Source organism: Pseudomonas helmanticensis, from assembly GCF_900182985.1.
Taxonomy (GTDB): domain Bacteria; phylum Pseudomonadota; class Gammaproteobacteria; order Pseudomonadales; family Pseudomonadaceae; genus Aquipseudomonas; species Aquipseudomonas helmanticensis.
In genome coordinates this window covers 4,895,643-4,911,080 of the sequence record NZ_FXUY01000001.1, presented here as the reverse complement: position 1 = coordinate 4,911,080, position 15,438 = coordinate 4,895,643, and the positions used below count along the sequence as shown (strand labels likewise).

The window sequence follows — 15,438 nt, the reverse complement described above, 5'->3', positions numbered from 1 at the left end:
CCTTAAGCCGCATCGCGCTTGGCTTCATTGCGGTAAGCCGCGACCGCCGCAATCAGGGCCTGCAGGATCTCGGCGCTCTCGCCAATCACTGAGAGGTCAGCACGCTTGATCATGTCGCAACCCGGATCGAGATTGATCGCCACGACTTTGTCGCAGGCGCCGATGCCCTGCAGGTGCTGGATCGCACCAGAGATACCCACAGCCACATAAACCCGCGCGGTAACCCAGGTGCCGGACGCGCCGACCTGGCGATCACGCGCCATGAAGCCATCGTCCACCGCCACCCGCGACGCGCCTTCGGTGGCGCCGAGTGCGGCGGCTGTTTCGTGGAACAGTGCCCAATCCTTGACCCCGTTACCGCCGGAGAAAATGAACTCCGCTTCGGCCATCGGAATCGCTGCCGGATCGACCGCCACCGCGCCGAGATCTTCGATCCGCGACAGGCTGCGCGCGACGCTTGTGGATAACTCCACCGACAACGCTTCGTGACGGGTTTCGCTGACCGGCTCGGCGCATTCGGCCGCAGCCAGAATCAACCGTGCAATCGGACGGGCGAGGTCTTGCAGCCCAGCGCCAGCGCGGCCGATGCATTCCTGATCCTTGACCTGCCAGACCCGCGTCGCCGGGCGTTCACCCAGTGCAGCGGCAAAGCGCCGACCGAGTTCGCCGCCACCGCTGCGGCTGTCCGGCAGCAGCCAATGACGCGGGTTGAACTGGTTATCCACAGCGCGCAAACCTTGCACCCGCTGTTCCGGTGCATAACCGCTGAACTGTTCGCCTTCGAGCACCAGCAAGCGATCGACGCCGGCGGTGGCGAAAGCGTTTTCCTTGTGCTCGCCAAAGACCACCGCCAACACCGCGCCATCCTTGCCGGCAAGTTGATGGGCGAGACCAAGCAAGTCGCGATCATGGCTGCTCAAGCGGCCACCGACCATGTCCGGCACCACGCTGATATAAAACGCGGGCGCGGGCACCTGATGCAGCGGCAATTGCACTTCCACAGCCGCCGAACGTTTGACCGCCCCGCCCTGCTGCGCGCCGCTGCGGTCGATCCGCTTGATGCCGTTGGGGCCGATAAAACCGATGCCGTGCAGGTTCTTGCGGATGATGCCGTTGGGGCCCATCCAGCTGTGTTGCGCCGGTTGCATGGCCGCGTGCAGCGGATGCAGACGGTTACGCGCAATCCATTCGGCGCGTGGGTCGCGGCGGATAATGTCGCTCATCAGTGGGCCTCCGCAGGTTCACGTTTGGCCGGGGTCGCAGGCTTGTTCGGCGCGGCGTCTTCGAGCAGTGCGTCGGCGACCAGCTCGGCAATGTCCTTGATCAGCGGACGCGGTTCGACCACGCCTTCAAGCATCGCCGTGCACTGTGGACAACCCACGGCCACCAGTTCGGCGCCGGTCTCGCGGATGTCTTCCATGCGCATATCGGGAATCCGCTGCTTGCCCGGAATGTCAGTGATCGGTGCCCCACCGCCACCGCCGCAGCAGCGCGAACGGAAGCCGGAACGTTGCATCTCTTTGACCTCAATGCCGAGGGCACGCAGCACTTCACGCGGCGCTTCATACTCGCCGTTGTAGCGACCGAGGTAGCACGGATCGTGATAGGTCACGCTGTTGCCTTTGTGCTGACCGAGATTGAGCGCACCGGCCTGAATGATTTCGGCCATGTAGGTGCTGTGGTGCTGCACCAGGTAGTTGCCGTCGAACGCGCCGTACTCGTTTTTCAGCACATGGAAGCTGTGCGGATCGCAGGTGACGATTCGGTTGAAGCTGTACTTGGCCAGGGTCTGGATGTTGCGTTTGGCGAGCAACTGGAAGGTCGCTTCATCGCCAAGACGCCGCGCGACGTCACCGCTGTCACGCTCTTCGAGCCCGAGTACGGCGAAGTCGATTTTTGCCGCTTTCAGCACTTTGACGAACGCGCGCAGGGTGCGCTGGTTGCGCATGTCGAACGCACCGTCGCCAACCCAGAACAGCACGTCGGTGGATTTCTTTTCGCTGAGCAGATTGAGGTTCAAGTCCGCCGCCCAGTTCATCCGCCCGCCCGGGGCGAAACCGCCGGGGTTGTCGGTGGCAATGAGATTTTCGAGGACTTCGGCGCCCTTGTTCGGGGTCGCGCCTCTTTCCAGAGTCAGGTGACGGCGCATGTCGACGATGGCATCGACGTGCTCGATCATCATTGGGCATTCCTCGACGCAGGCGCGGCAGGTGGTGCACGACCACAGGGTTTCGGCGTCGACCAGACCATTGACGATTGGTTGATGCGGATTGCCTGAGTGTTCGCCGATGGGTTTGCCAGGATAAGGACTGCCGGCGAACTTCGCATCGGTGCCGCCAGCGAGGCCGACGACCATGTCCTGAATCAGTTTTTTCGGGTTCAGCGGCTGGCCGGCGGCGAACGCCGGGCACGCGGCTTCACACTTGCCGCACTGCACACAGGCGTCGAAACCGAGCAACTGGTTCCAGGTGAAATCCTTGGGTTTCTCAACACCCAGCGGAGCACTCGGATCGTTCAAATCCAAAGGCTTCAAACCGGTGGAACGACCGCCGCCAAAACGTTCGGCGCGACGGTGCCAGGCCAAATGCAGCGCACCGGCGAAGGCGTGCTTCATCGGTCCGCCCCAGGTCATGCCGAAGAACAGCTCCGACACGCCCCACAACACACCGATTCCCAGAATCACTGCGAGCACCCAGCCGCCAAAGTTCTCCGGCAGGATTCCGGCCACGGGCAATGTCAGCAGAAAGAACGACGCCGAGAACGCCAGCAGGCTTTTCGGCAGGCGCATCCACGGGCCTTTCGACAGCCGCGCTGGCGGGTTGAGTCGACGCCGATAAACGAAGATCGCGCCGACGAACATCACCGCTGTCATCAGCAGCAAGGCGTAACCGAGAATGCGGTTATGCAGGCCGAAACCGTGCACCAGCAGCGCCAGCACGATCGACGCCACCGCACCGCCGGCCGTGGCCACGTGGGTGTTGGCGATGTATTTGTCCCGCGCCACCACGTGGTGCAAGTCGACCATATAGCGCTTGGGCATGGCCAACAGGCCGCCGATCAGATCGACCTTCGAGGCCCGGCCCTGACGCCACATGGCCACCCGCCGCAACGCGCCGAGGACACCAAGGCCCAAAGCGGCGAACAACAGGATTGGAAGAAGGGTGTTCAACATGGTGAAGCTCCCACCAGTACAACCTGGAGAAACACGGCGTTCAATGATCGTTCCCACGCTCTGCGTGGGAATGCATCCCGGGACGTTCCGCGTCCCAAAGCGGACGCAGAGCGTCCATTGCGGCATTCCCACGCAGAGCGTGGGAACGATCGGTTCAATAGCTTTTAGAAATCCTTGCAGAGCCGCAGGGCGTCGTAGATCGCGGCGTGCGTGTTGCGCTGCGCCACGCAGTCGCCGATGCGGAACAGCAAGTAGCCGTCGCCCGCCTCGCTCAGCGAAGGTTGCGGCTGGATCGCGAACAACGCTTCGACGTCGATCTGGCCCTTGTTGCGCGAACCCTCTTTGAGCGCGTAGTAGATTTCCTCATCCGGACGCACGCCGTTTTCCACCACCACCTGATCGACCACCCGCTCCTCTTTGGCGCCGGTGTATTCGTTCTCCAGCACTGCCACGAGTTTGTCGCCCTCGCGGTAGACCTTCTCGAGCATCATGTCGCCGGTCATGATCACTTCTTTCGGGTACATGCTGCGGTAGTAGGTCGGGAACGACGTACCGCCAATGGCCACGCCCGGCTTGATGTCGTCCGTGACGATCTCGACCTGGCTGCCTTTGTCGGCGAGGAAGTCGGCGACCGACATCCCGGTGAACTCGCAGATGGTGTCGTAGACCAACACGTTCTTGCCCGGTGCGACCTTGCCGTCGAGCACATCCCAACTACTGACCACCAGCCCTTCGGCGGCGCCCCAGTGTTCGTTCTGTTCCAGATACGGATGCCCGCCGACCGCCAGCACCACTATGTCCGGACGCAAGTCCATGATGGTGTCGGCATCGGCCGCCGTGCCCAGTCGCAGATCGACTTTCAGCCGCGCCAGTTCTAGCTGGAACCAGCGGGTGATACCGGCAATCTGGTCGCGCTGCGGCGCTTTCGACGCGGTGGTGATCTGCCCGCCGATGAATTCCTTTTTCTCGAACAAGGTCACGTCGTGGCCACGCTCGGCGGCCACGCGGGCCGCTTCCATCCCGGCCGGGCCGGCACCGACGATCACCACTTTGCGTTTGACGCCGGTGGATTTCTCGATGATGTGCGGCACGCCCATGTATTCACGGGACGTTGCGGCGTTCTGGATGCACAGCACGTCGAGGCCTTGGTACTGACGGTCGATGCAATAGTTGGCGCCGACGCACTGTTTGATCTGATCGATCTGGCCCATCTTGATCTTGGCGATCAGGTGCGGGTCAGCGATGTGCGCGCGGGTCATGCCGACCATGTCGACGTAACCGCCTTCAAGAATCCGCGTGGCCTGGTTCGGGTCCTTGATGTTCTGTGCGTGCAGCACCGGCACCTTGACCACTTCCTTGATCCCGGCGGCCAGATGCAGGAACGGCTCCGGTGGATAACTCATGTTTGGAATCACGTTGGCCAGGGTGTTGTGGGTGTCACACCCCGAGCCGACCACACCGATGAAATCGAGCATGCCGGTGTCGTCGTAATACTTGGCGATCTGCTTCATGTCCTCGTGGGACAAGCCATCCGGGTGGAACTCGTCACCGCACAGACGCATGCCCACGCAGAAGTCGTCACCGACCTCGGCGCGTACGGCTTTCAACACTTCCAGGCCGAACTTCATCCGGCCTTCGAAGGTGCCGCCCCATTCATCGGTACGCTTGTTGACGCGCGGGCTCCAGAACTGGTCGATCATGTGCTGGTGAACGGCAGACAGTTCGACGCCGTCGAGGCCACCGGCCTTGGCCCGGCGCGCCGCCTGGGCGTAGTTGCCGATCACGCGCCAGATTTCTTCCGGCTCGATGGTTTTGCAGGTGGCGCGGTGCACCGGCTCACGCACGCCGGACGGCGACATCAGGGTCGGCCAGTTGAAGCCGTCCCAGCGCGAGCGTCGGCCCATGTGCGTAATCTGAATCATGATCTTGGCGCCGTGCTTGTGCATGGCGTCGGCCAGGTTCTGGAAATGCGGAATGATCCGGTCGGTGGACAAGTTCACCGAGCTCCACCATTCCTGCGGGCTGTCGACGGCCACCACGGAGGAACCACCACAGATCGCCAGGCCGATACCGCCCTTGGCTTTCTCTTCGTAATACTTGACGTAGCGGTCGGTGGTCATGCCACCGTCAGTCGCGTAGACCTCGGCGTGTGCGGTGCTGAGCACGCGGTTGCGGATGGTCAGTTTGCCGATCTGGATCGGCTGGAACATTGCTTCGAAAGCCATGGCACGGTCCTCGGCTTACAACGGCTTGACGGTGAACAGGCCGTCATCGTGGCCCTCTTCGGAGCCTCCGTAGACTTGTTCGGCGACAGTACGAATTTTGCTTCCACGCGCCTCAAGAATCTGATCCATGGCACCGGCAAACCAACCGGTGAACATGTAGTCGACCTTGCGCCCGACCTTGCCGTAGACGTAGACGAACGCCGAGTGTTCGAGCTTGACGCTGGCGGTGCCTTTGTCGAGGTCGATGTCCTGGATCTTGAACAGGCCCCAGCCGCGCTGCGACAGGCGCTTCATGTAGTGCTCGAATACGGCGACGCCTTCCAGGCCGTGGCATTCAGCTTCTTTTTCGCACCAGTGCCAGGCGGATTTGTAGCCGGCCTTGTAGAGGATCTCGGCGTAGGCGTCAGCGCCCAGCACTTCCTCGATGCCGATGTGGTTATTGACGAAGAAATGCCGCGGCACGTAGAGCATCGGCAGGGCGTCAGAGGTCCAGACACCGGTCTCGCTGTCGACTTCGATTGGCAATTGCGGGGCGATCTTGGCCATGGAAACTTAACTCCAGAAAATTTTAGATTCAGTGTTGGCCGCGGCCCTCACCCCAGCCCTCTCCCAGAGGGAGAGGGAGCAGATCGGCGGCGGTCTTGAGAAAGCGTTACTCGCCCCAGACGTCTTTGAGGACGTTGACCCAGTTCTCGCCCATGATCTTGCGCACCACGCGCTCGGAATGGCCGCGCTTGAGCAGGGTTTCGGTCAGGTTCGGGAACTCGCCGACGGTGCGGATGCCCAGCGGGTTGATGATCTTGCCGAAGCTGGTCAGACGGCGGGCGTAGCCCTTGTCGTGGGTCAGGTATTCGAAGAAGTCCTGACCGTGACCCTGGGTGAAGTCGGTGCCGATGCCGATGGCGTCTTCGCCGACGATGTTCATGGTGTATTCGATCGCTTCGGCGTAGTCGTCGATGGTCGAATCGATGCCCTTGGCGAGGAACGGCGCGAACATGGTCACGCCGACAAAACCGCCATGGTCGGCAATGAACTTCAGCTCTTCATCGGACTTGTTGCGCGGGTGCTCTTTGAGGCCCGACGGCAGGCAGTGGGAATAGCAGACCGGTTTTTTCGATTCGAGGATGACTTCTTCGGAAGTCTTGGAACCGACGTGGGACAGATCGCACATGACGCCAACGCGGTTCATCTCGGCGACGATCTCGCGACCGAAACCCGACAGGCCGCCGTCACGCTCGTAGCAACCGGTGCCGACCAGATTCTGGGTGTTGTAGCACATCTGCACGATGCCGACGCCGAGTTGCTTGAACACCTCGACATAGCCGATCTGGTCTTCAAACGCGTGGGCATTCTGGAAGCCGAAGAGGATGCCGGTTTTGCCCTGTTCCTTGGCGCGACGGATGTCGGCGGTGGTACGCACCGGCATCACCAGGTCGCTGTTTTCGCGGATCAGCTTCTGGCTGGCGGCAATATTGTTTACGGTCGCCTGAAAGCCTTCCCACACCGACACCGTGCAGTTGGCTGCCGTCAGACCGCCCTTGCGCATGTCTTCGAACAGCTCGCGGTTCCATTTGGCAATGATCAGACCGTCGATAACGATGCTGTCGGCGTGTAATTCGGCTGGGCTCATCAGGCGTCCCCTTATTGGCGATTCATGCGCCGAATCGTCTGCCGGCGCTTTGGGGCCAGCATATGCCTCGGTGCCGGGGCGACCGGGTGCAAAAACGACAGGGGAATTGCCGAAAGCGTCAATCCGCGACAAAGGGTCGCCAGACGCTCCGATCAGCTACCTGTTCAAGCCCGCAAGCTTGAGCCAGAATCTTGCGCATCTTGGAAACACCACTGGATTAGAGCGGCGACAACAATGAAATCGATCTTCCTGGCTTTGGCACTGCTTGCGACCGGCGTACACGCCGCCGAAGAGTCCGACAACAACCCGTGCGACGCCGTCGAAAACGACGTCCAGACCCTGGAATGCTCGACCTACAGCCGCACCACCGCTGAAGACCTGCTCAAGGACAACTACGCCAGCCTGACCGAACGCATGCAGACCGCGTACGGCAAAAACGCCACGCAACTGGCGGACATCACCGCCAAGATGAAGACGGCTCAGCAGCAGTGGCTGAAGACACGGGATGCCGATTGCGCGGTGGAAGCGTTCCCGGCCACGGCGGGGAGCAAGGCCTTCACGATTGCGCAGAATGACTGCATAGCGCGGATGAGTGATGAACGGTCGGAGTTTTTGGAGTCGATTGGGCAGGAATAGTCCTCAGAATTTGAAGGAGAATTGGAACTGCTTTCTGCATTTGCCTCGTGAATCTCCTCTTCTTACCGCACATGCCGACTTCTCCTGCACCTATTGCGTGAAAGCTCCGATCTACGGGCCTTCCACGCAATATGCTGACAACAGTTCTTGATTGGTCGTCTTGAGAATATAAGTAAAGATTCGCGAATCTTATAAAAGACTTATATTCTTCCATGAACAGCATCCCACTGATTGGCCATGACTACTCCTACCGCCTGCGTGTCGGTAATTATCGAGTCATGTTCGACTGGGATGGCGCAATCAAAGTGGTCAGTATTCAAGAGGTCAAGAAACGCGATGAACGCACCTACTGACATCCAAATCATCAACGACGCCGAGGGCAACCCCGCCTTCGTCGTCATTCCCTACGCGCAGTACGTTGCGCAAAAAATGCAGCCCGACCTGATTCCCCATGAGGTCGTCAGCCGGATGGTCGATGGGGCAACACCGATCCGTGCCTGGCGCGAACACCTCAACCTGACTCAGGAAGAAGTCGCTAAACGCATGGGTATTTCCCAACCGGCGTTTGCCCAGCAGGAAACAGTCGCCAAGCCACGCAAGGCCACTCGCGAGAAAATTGCGTCGGCGTTCGGCATCACCGCCAATCAGCTTGAGCTGTAAGCTGCCCTCTTCACTTCAAGGAATTCCCCATGAACATCTGCGGCATTGAAATCAAAGGCAGCGAAGCGATTATCGCCGTGGCCGCTCTGGACGGTTCGACCCTGAGCCACGTTCCCCTTGCCACCAAGAAGATCGCCCTCGACGAGGATGACGAGGCAGCAAACGTGAAGTTGTTCGCAGCGCAGGTGGCGTCGTTTGTGCGGGAGAATTCGGTTGACCGGATTGCGATCAAGAAGCGCAGCAAGAAAGGTGAGTTTGCCGGTGGGCCGACAACGTTCAAGATCGAGGGGATTTTGCAGTTGCTCGATGGTTGCGAGGTGACGTTGTTGTCGCCGCAGACGATTAATGCGCAGGCGAAGAAGCATAATTTTGAGCTGCCGGGGACGTTGAACAAGTATCAGCATGAAGCTTATAAGGCGGCGTGTTCGGCGCTGGTGAAGAAGTAACCGTTTTTTCAGAAAATGAAGATCCAAATGTGGGAGCGAGCCTGCTCGCGAAAGCGGTGGATCAGTCAATCCTGTATTGACTGACACGCCGTCTTCGCGAGCAGGCTCGCTCCCACATTGGTTTTGGGTACATCCATTCAGACCTGGGCGGTACGCCGGTCTTCGCGGGGGCAGCGGGCGAATTTTGCGCGGTAGCTGCGGGTGAAGTACGACGGAGACTCGAAGCCGCAGGCGATGCTGACTTCGAGCACGCTCATGTCGGTCTGGCGCAATAGCTGCCGGGCCTTTTCCAGGCGCAGGCGCAGATAGAAATTGCTCGGCGTATCGTTCAGATGCAGTCGAAACAACCGCTCCAGTTGCCGCCGCGTGACCTTGATCGATTCCGCCAATTGCAGCGTGGTCAGCGGCGGTTCGCTGTGCTGCTCCATCTCGCCGATCACTTGCACCAGTTTCTTGTTATTGATGCCGTAACGCGTGGCAACTTCCATGCGTTGATGGTCTTTACGCGGACGAATACGCCCCAGCACAAACTGCTCGCTGACCTGAATCGCCAGTTGCGGACCGTGGGCCTGAGCGATCAGATCGAGCATTAAATCGATGGACGCGGTGCCGCCCGCCGAGGTGATGCGCCGACGGTCGATCTCGAATAATTCCTGGGTCACGCTGAGCTGTGGATAAGACTCCTTGAAGGCGTCGATGGCTTCCCAGTGCATGGTCAGACGATAGCCGTCGAGCAGACCGGCCTCGGCCAGCACAAAGCTGCCGGAGTCGATGGCCCCGAGGGTGACACCTTCATTATCGAGTCGGCGCAGCCAGTGCTCCAGCGCCGGGGTAGCAAATTTCAACGGTTCAAACCCGGCCACCACCAATAACGTCGCGCCTTTTTTCAGCGGTTCCAGCCCTGCATCGGCGTTAACCGACATGCCGTTACTTGCCAGCACCGCCCCGCCATCGGCACTCAAAACATGCCAACGGTACAACTCGCCCCGAAAGCGGTTGGCCACGCGCAGCGGTTCGATCGCGGAGATAAAGCCAATGGCGGAGAATCCCGGCATCAGCAGAAAGTAGAAATCCTGGGACATGGGCGCACTCGATTCGCGGGTAGCGTGGCTCGTTGATACGCCGTTTGCCAGCGGCATTCAAGCGTGCAGGTCGCTACAGTGCAAATGCCAGTCGCCGCAGTGCGTTTTCACGGGCGCATTGCTGCGTAACTTTGCATCACCGGCACGACAGATGCCGGAACTCACAATAAACGACCTGCCGAGGAACCCGACATGAAACGACTGATCAGCAGCTGTGTTCTTGCACTCAGCGGTACCGCTTTCTTGAGCGCCAGCGTCATGGCGGCCGACCCGGCAACGTGCCAGAACGTGCGCATGGGCGTGGTCAACTGGACCGACGTGATCGCCACCAGTGCCATGACCCAGGTCCTGCTCGACGGCCTCGGCTACAACACCAAACAAACCAGCGCCTCCCAGCAAATCATCTTCGCCGGGATACGTGATCAGCGGCTGGACCTGTTCCTCGGGTACTGGAACCCGCTGATGACCCAGACCATCACGCCGTTCGTCGACGCCAATCAGGTCAAGGTTCTCGAAGCGCCAAGCCTGAAAGACGCCCGCGCAACCCTCGCCGTGCCGACCTATCTGGCCGACAAGGGCCTGAAAACCTTCGCCGATATCGCCAAGTTTGAAAAAGAGCTGGGCGGCAAGATCTACGGCATCGAGCCGGGCTCGGGCGCCAACACGCAGATCAAGGCAATGATCGCCAAGAATCAGTTCGGCCTCGGCAAGTTCCAGTTGGTCGAGTCCAGTGAGGCCGGCATGCTCGCCGCCGTCGATCGCGCCGTGCGCCGCAAAGAGGCCGTAGTGTTCTTCGGCTGGGCGCCGCACCCGATGAACGTCAATGTGAAGATGACTTATCTGACCGGCAGCGACGACGCCCTCGGCCCGAACGAAGGCATGGCCACCGTGTGGACAGTCACTGCGCCGAAATACGCCGAGCAGTGCCCGAACGTTGGCCGTCTGCTGACCAACCTGACGTTCACCGCCGAGGACGAGAGCCGGATGATGCAGCCGCTGCTCGATCACAAGGACGCTTTCGAATCAGCCAAGCAATGGCTCAAGGATCACCCCGAAGACAAGCAGCGCTGGCTTGAAGGTGTGACTACTTTCGATGGCAAACCGGCCGCTGAAAACCTCCAGCTGACCAGCAAATAACCCTCTCATTTAAAAGCCCCTCACCCTAGCCCTCTCCCGGAGGGAGAGGGAACTGAACGAAGCTTCGCAGCTCGCGCAACGGGCTGCGGACAGACCCATCACGCCTGAAGGAAACCGCACCATGAACCACGACGTCATCATCACCTGCGCACTCACCGGTGCTGGCGACACGACCGCCAAGAGCCCGCACGTGCCGGTCACCCCGAAACAGATCGCTGCGGCAGCCGTTGAAGCGGCCAAGGCCGGCGCCACCGTCGTGCACTGCCATGTGCGCGATCCGCAGACCGGCAAGTTCAGCCGTGACGTGGCGCTGTACCGCGAAGTGATGGAGCGCATCCGCGAGGCGGACGTCGACATCATCGTCAACCTCACCGCCGGCATGGGCGGTGACCTGGAGATCGGTGCTGGCGAGAACCCGATGGAGTTCGGCCCCAACACCGATCTGGTCGGCCCGCTGACCCGTCTCGCCCACGTCGAAGCACTGCTGCCGGAAATCTGCACCCTCGATTGCGGCACGCTGAACTTCGGCGATGGCGACACTATTTACGTTTCCACTCCGGCGCAACTGCGTGCGGGCGCCAAACGTATTACCGAACTGGGCGTGAAAGCCGAGCTGGAGATTTTCGACACCGGTCACCTGTGGTTTGCCAAGCAGTTGATCAAGGAGGGTTTGCTGGATAACCCGCTGTTCCAGTTGTGCCTGGGCATCCCGTGGGGTGCACCGGCAGATACCACCACGATGAAAGCCATGGTCGATAACTTGCCAGCCGACGCGGTGTGGGCCGGGTTCGGCATTGGCCGGATGCAGATGCCGATGGCCGCACAAGCGGTGTTGCTCGGCGGCAACGTGCGTGTCGGGCTGGAAGACAACCTGTGGCTGGACAAGGGTGTGCTGGCGACCAACGGCCAATTGGTCGAGCGCGCCACCGAGATCCTCAGCCGCCTCGGTGCCCGCGTGCTTACGCCTGCCGAAGGCCGCAAGAAAATGGGCCTGACCCAGCGCGGCTAACCCTCAGCCCAAAAATGGGGCTCTGACTGCCCCCCATTTCACCTGTAGGAGCTGCCGAAGGCTGCGATCTTTTGATCTTGTTTTTCAAGATCAAGATCAAAAGATCGCAGCCTTCGGCAGCTCCTACAGGGTCTTCGAACTTTTCAGGAATGTCGCCATGAGCTTTATCACCGAAATCAAAACCTTCGCAGCATTGGGCAGCGGTGTCATCGGCAGTGGCTGGGTAGCCCGTGCGCTGGCCCACGGCCTGGATGTCGTGGCCTGGGATCCGGCGCCCGGCGCCGAAGCGGCGCTGCGCAAACGCGTCGCCAATGCCTGGGGCGCGCTAGAGAAAAACGGCTTGGCGCCCGGCGCTTCGCAGGATCGCCTGCGCTTTGTCGCGACCATCGAAGAGTGCGTGCGTGATGCCGATTTCATTCAGGAAAGCGCCCCGGAACGTCTGGAGCTGAAACTCGATCTGCACAGCAAAATCAGCGCAGCCGCCAAGCCCGATGCATTGATTGGTTCGAGTACATCCGGCCTGCTGCCGAGCGAGTTCTACGAGAGTTCGACGCACCCGGAACGCTGCGTGGTCGGTCACCCGTTCAACCCGGTTTATCTATTGCCGTTGGTCGAAGTTGTCGGTGGCAAAAACACCGCGCCGGAAGCCGTTCAGGCAGCGATGAAAGTCTACGAGTCCCTCGGCATGCGCCCGTTGCATGTGCGCAAGGAAGTGCCGGGGTTCATCGCCGATCGCTTGCTCGAAGCACTGTGGCGTGAGGCGCTGCATTTGGTTAACGACGGCGTGGCAACCACTGGCGAAGTCGACGATGCAATCCGTTTTGGCGCGGGTTTGCGCTGGTCGTTCATGGGCACGTTCCTGACTTATACGCTGGCGGGTGGTGATGCCGGCATGCGTCACTTCATGTCGCAATTCGGCCCGGCGTTGCAGTTGCCGTGGACCTATCTGCCGGCACCGGAGCTGACTGACAAGTTGATCGATGACGTGGTCGACGGCACCAGCGACCAGCTCGGCCGGCACAGCATTGCGGCGCTGGAACGCTATCGTGATGACTGTTTGCTGGCAGTGCTCGAAGCGGTGAAGACCACCAAGGAAAAGCATGGCATGAGTTTCAGCGAGTGAAGTGCCTGGCATGACATCGCTGCCCTCACCCTAACCCTCTCCCGGAGGGAGAGGGGACTGACCGAGTTGATTGTTCGAGTTACGCCGACTTGCACCACCGAGCCGAACTCAAGTTTTGAAAGGCCCCCGATCTGCTCCCTTTCCCCCTCTGCCCCCTGAGGGAGAGGGGACTGACCGTGTTGATTGTTCGAGTTACGCCGACTTGCACCACCGAGCCGAACTCAGGATTTGAAACGCTTGAAGATCGGCTCCCTTGCCCCCTCGCCCCCTTGGGGGAGAGGGCTGGGGTGAGGGGGTAGCTCTTGATCTTAACGACCCGCCCACTGCCGGAACCCAAATCATGCCGCACCTCACCACCTACCAGACCAAAATCATCCCCGACTGGGTCGATTACAACGGCCACCTGCGCGACGCCTTCTACCTGCTGATTTTCAGCTACGCCACCGACGCCCTGATGGACCGCCTCGGCATGGACAGCAACAACCGCGAAGCCAGCGGAAATTCGCTGTTCACCCTAGAACTGCACCTCAACTATCTGCACGAAGTGAAGCTCGATACCGAAGTCGAAGTACGTACGCAAATCATCGGCCACGACAGCAAACGTCTGCATCTCTATCACAGCCTGCACAAGGTTGGAGAAGAGCAGGAACTGGCCGGCAATGAACAGATGTTGCTGCATGTCGACCTCGCCGGCCCACGCTCGGCACCGTTCAGTGCCGACACCTTGAGCCGCCTACAGAGCATCGCCACCGAGCAGAAAGACTTACCCACACCCGCTTACATCGGCCGCGTTATCGCGCTGCCACCCGCAAGGTAAATCCATCAATCGCAAGGAGCCGCCATGAACACCGCTACCGCCGTTGCCGACTTCCGTACTTATCCGTTGATCAGCGCGCTAAGCGGCGTGCAAAGCTTCGCGGATCGCGTTGCCATCGAATGGGCTGACGGCCGAGCCAGCCCGTTTCACCACGTCTGGCTGCGGGACAATTGCCCGTGTGAACGTTGCGTTTACAACGTCACCCGCGAACAGGTGTTCGAGATTGTCGATGCCGCCGAAGAGCTCCAACCTACAGCTGCACATATCGATGCAGATGGCTGCCTGCGCATCGAATGGCAAGACGGCCATCTCAGCCGCTTCGATCCCGGCTGGCTGCGCGCCCATGCTTATGACGATGAATCCCGCGCCGAACGTCTGGAAGCCAAACCGAGAAGTTATTTGTGGCGCAGCGATTTGCAGTTGCCGGTCTTCGACTATTCGACGCTGATGAACGACAACGCCGCCCTGCTGCAATGGATGATCGCCATCCGCGACATCGGTCTGACGCAAGTGCGCGGCGTGCCCACCGAACCTGGTTCGCTGAAGCTCATCGCGCAACGTATTTCGTTCATCCGTGAAAGCAATTTCGGCGTGCTGTTCAACGTGCAATCCAAGGCCGATGCCGACAGCAATGCCTACACCGCTTTCAACCTGCCATTGCATACCGACCTGCCGACTCGCGAGCTGCAACCGGGCCTGCAATTTCTGCATTGCCTGGTGAATAACGCCGAGGGTGGCGAGAGTATTTTTGTCGATGGCTTTGCGATCGCCGACGCATTGCGCAGTGAAGACCCGGCGGCGTTTCAGGCGTTGTGTGAAATCCCGGTGGAGTTTCGCAACAAGGATCGCCATAGCGACTATCGCTGCCTGGCGCCGATCATCGCCTTGGACGCTCTGGGCAGAGTCGCCGAAATTCGCATGGCGAACTTTTTGCGCGGGGCGTTTGATACGTCGGTGGAGCAGATGCCGGTGTTGTATCGGGCGTATAGGCGGTTTATTGCGATGACGCGTGAGCCACGGTTTCGGTTGATGCAGCGGCTCAATGCGGGCGAACTGTGGTGCTTTGATAATCGCCGCACGTTGCATGCGCGCAATGCGTTTGATCCGGCGACCGGAGCGCGGCATTTTCAGGGCTGCTATGTCGACCGGGATGAGTTGTTGTCGCGGATTCTGGTGTTGCAACGCTAGACCGTAAAAAGATCGCAGCCTTCGGCAGCTCCTACAGGGAAACGCATTCCAATGTAGGAGCTGCCGAAGGCTGCGATCTTTTGCTTTTCACCAGTCCAAAAAAATCCCCGATGCAAGCCGTGACAAGATCGGGGCAGAGGGTACTGTTGAGGAGCTGCCGTGCGAGGGTGACCAAACCGTCGTGAAGCGAGCTGAGACCAGTGTGCCCACTCCCCTTTCTATCGAGTTAGCCGAAAACGACCTGTTCATAGTCGTCCCAGCCACGCTGACAAAACGCTCTTGCCGTGCCCGCCCCAGCCTTACAGAATCGAAC

14 protein-coding genes and 1 pseudogene are annotated in these 15,438 nt (G+C 60.2%); 9 read left to right on the top strand and 6 right to left on the bottom strand.

The features are described from left to right. Nucleotides 1–2: 2 nt before the first annotated feature. The 5 genes from etfA to QOL84_RS21920 all read right to left on the bottom strand — a co-directional run bounded on the left by etfA (nucleotide 3) and on the right by QOL84_RS21920 (nucleotide 7,027). Nucleotides 3–1,223 (bottom strand): electron transfer flavoprotein subunit alpha, encoded by a 1,221-nt coding sequence (etfA, locus tag QOL84_RS21940; RefSeq protein WP_283438525.1) that lies wholly within the window; start codon nucleotides 1,221–1,223, stop codon nucleotides 3–5. Continuing rightward, nucleotides 1,223–3,172: a dimethylglycine demethylation protein DgcB gene (gene dgcB / locus QOL84_RS21935; RefSeq protein WP_283438524.1), complete on the bottom strand. Its 1,950-nt coding sequence runs from the start codon at nucleotides 3,170–3,172 to the stop codon at nucleotides 1,223–1,225. Before dgcB ends, etfA begins: the two co-directional genes overlap by 1 nt. 164 nt (nucleotides 3,173–3,336) lie before the next feature. Then, nucleotides 3,337–5,397, bottom strand: a complete 2,061-nt coding sequence (gene dgcA, locus QOL84_RS21930; RefSeq protein ID WP_283438523.1) for a dimethylglycine demethylation protein DgcA — start codon at nucleotides 5,395–5,397, stop codon at nucleotides 3,337–3,339. Between the two features lie 15 nt (nucleotides 5,398–5,412). Further along, on the bottom strand, nucleotides 5,413–5,943 hold the full coding sequence (locus QOL84_RS21925; RefSeq protein ID WP_015886256.1) for a DUF5943 domain-containing protein: 531 nt from the start codon (nucleotides 5,941–5,943) through the stop codon (nucleotides 5,413–5,415). A gap of 106 nt (nucleotides 5,944–6,049) precedes the next feature. After that, on the bottom strand, nucleotides 6,050–7,027 hold the full coding sequence (locus QOL84_RS21920; RefSeq protein ID WP_027610650.1) for a dipeptidase: 978 nt from the start codon (nucleotides 7,025–7,027) through the stop codon (nucleotides 6,050–6,052). A 234-nt stretch (nucleotides 7,028–7,261) separates the two neighbouring features. Between QOL84_RS21920 and QOL84_RS21915 the strand changes: the two genes are divergently transcribed. From QOL84_RS21915 to QOL84_RS21900, 4 genes and pseudogenes are all read left to right on the top strand, one after another. After that, on the top strand, nucleotides 7,262–7,663 hold the full coding sequence (locus QOL84_RS21915; RefSeq protein ID WP_283438522.1) for a lysozyme inhibitor LprI family protein: 402 nt from the start codon (nucleotides 7,262–7,264) through the stop codon (nucleotides 7,661–7,663). Between the two features lie 224 nt (nucleotides 7,664–7,887). Continuing rightward, nucleotides 7,888–8,016: pseudogene (locus QOL84_RS21910) on the top strand (type II toxin-antitoxin system RelE family toxin); the annotation flags it as partial. Next, a complete protein-coding gene (locus tag QOL84_RS21905) occupies nucleotides 8,000–8,323 on the top strand; it encodes a helix-turn-helix domain-containing protein (protein WP_122596526.1) in 324 nt (107 codons plus the stop codon). The pseudogene QOL84_RS21910 and the gene QOL84_RS21905, both read left to right, overlap by 17 nt. A 29-nt stretch (nucleotides 8,324–8,352) precedes the next feature. Then, a complete protein-coding gene (locus QOL84_RS21900; RefSeq protein ID WP_053124561.1) occupies nucleotides 8,353–8,769 on the top strand; it encodes a DUF3010 family protein in 417 nt (138 codons plus the stop codon). A gap of 137 nt (nucleotides 8,770–8,906) precedes the next feature. Here QOL84_RS21900 and QOL84_RS21895 read toward each other — a convergent pair whose 3' ends face one another. Continuing rightward, the gene (locus tag QOL84_RS21895) at nucleotides 8,907–9,851 is read right to left on the bottom strand and encodes a GlxA family transcriptional regulator (protein WP_283438521.1); all 945 of its coding nucleotides are present in this window, start codon (nucleotides 9,849–9,851) and stop codon (nucleotides 8,907–8,909) included. A 192-nt stretch (nucleotides 9,852–10,043) separates the two neighbouring features. Between QOL84_RS21895 and QOL84_RS21890 the strand changes: the two genes are divergently transcribed. The 5 genes from QOL84_RS21890 (at nucleotide 10,044) to QOL84_RS21870 (ending at nucleotide 15,125) form a co-directional block, all read left to right on the top strand. Beyond that, nucleotides 10,044–10,988, top strand: coding sequence for a choline ABC transporter substrate-binding protein (locus QOL84_RS21890; RefSeq protein ID WP_158833432.1), 945 nt, complete (start codon nucleotides 10,044–10,046; stop codon nucleotides 10,986–10,988). A 121-nt stretch (nucleotides 10,989–11,109) separates the two neighbouring features. Then, nucleotides 11,110–11,997 carry a 3-dehydrocarnitine:acetyl-CoA trimethylamine transferase CdhC gene (cdhC, locus tag QOL84_RS21885; protein ID WP_129395840.1) on the top strand — a complete coding sequence of 296 codons (888 nt, stop codon included), beginning with the start codon at nucleotides 11,110–11,112 and terminating at the stop codon, nucleotides 11,995–11,997. Nucleotides 11,998–12,154: 157 nt separating this feature from the next. Then, entirely contained in the window at nucleotides 12,155–13,120 is a 966-nt protein-coding gene (locus tag QOL84_RS21880) for an L-carnitine dehydrogenase (RefSeq protein ID WP_283438520.1), read from the top strand. 340 nt (nucleotides 13,121–13,460) lie between these two features. Beyond that, on the top strand, nucleotides 13,461–13,937 hold the full coding sequence (locus QOL84_RS21875) for a thioesterase family protein (protein WP_283438519.1): 477 nt from the start codon (nucleotides 13,461–13,463) through the stop codon (nucleotides 13,935–13,937). 24 nt (nucleotides 13,938–13,961) lie between these two features. Beyond that, the gene (locus tag QOL84_RS21870; protein ID WP_283438518.1) at nucleotides 13,962–15,125 is read left to right on the top strand and encodes a gamma-butyrobetaine dioxygenase; all 1,164 of its coding nucleotides are present in this window, start codon (nucleotides 13,962–13,964) and stop codon (nucleotides 15,123–15,125) included. Nucleotides 15,126–15,438: the final 313 nt, after the last annotated feature.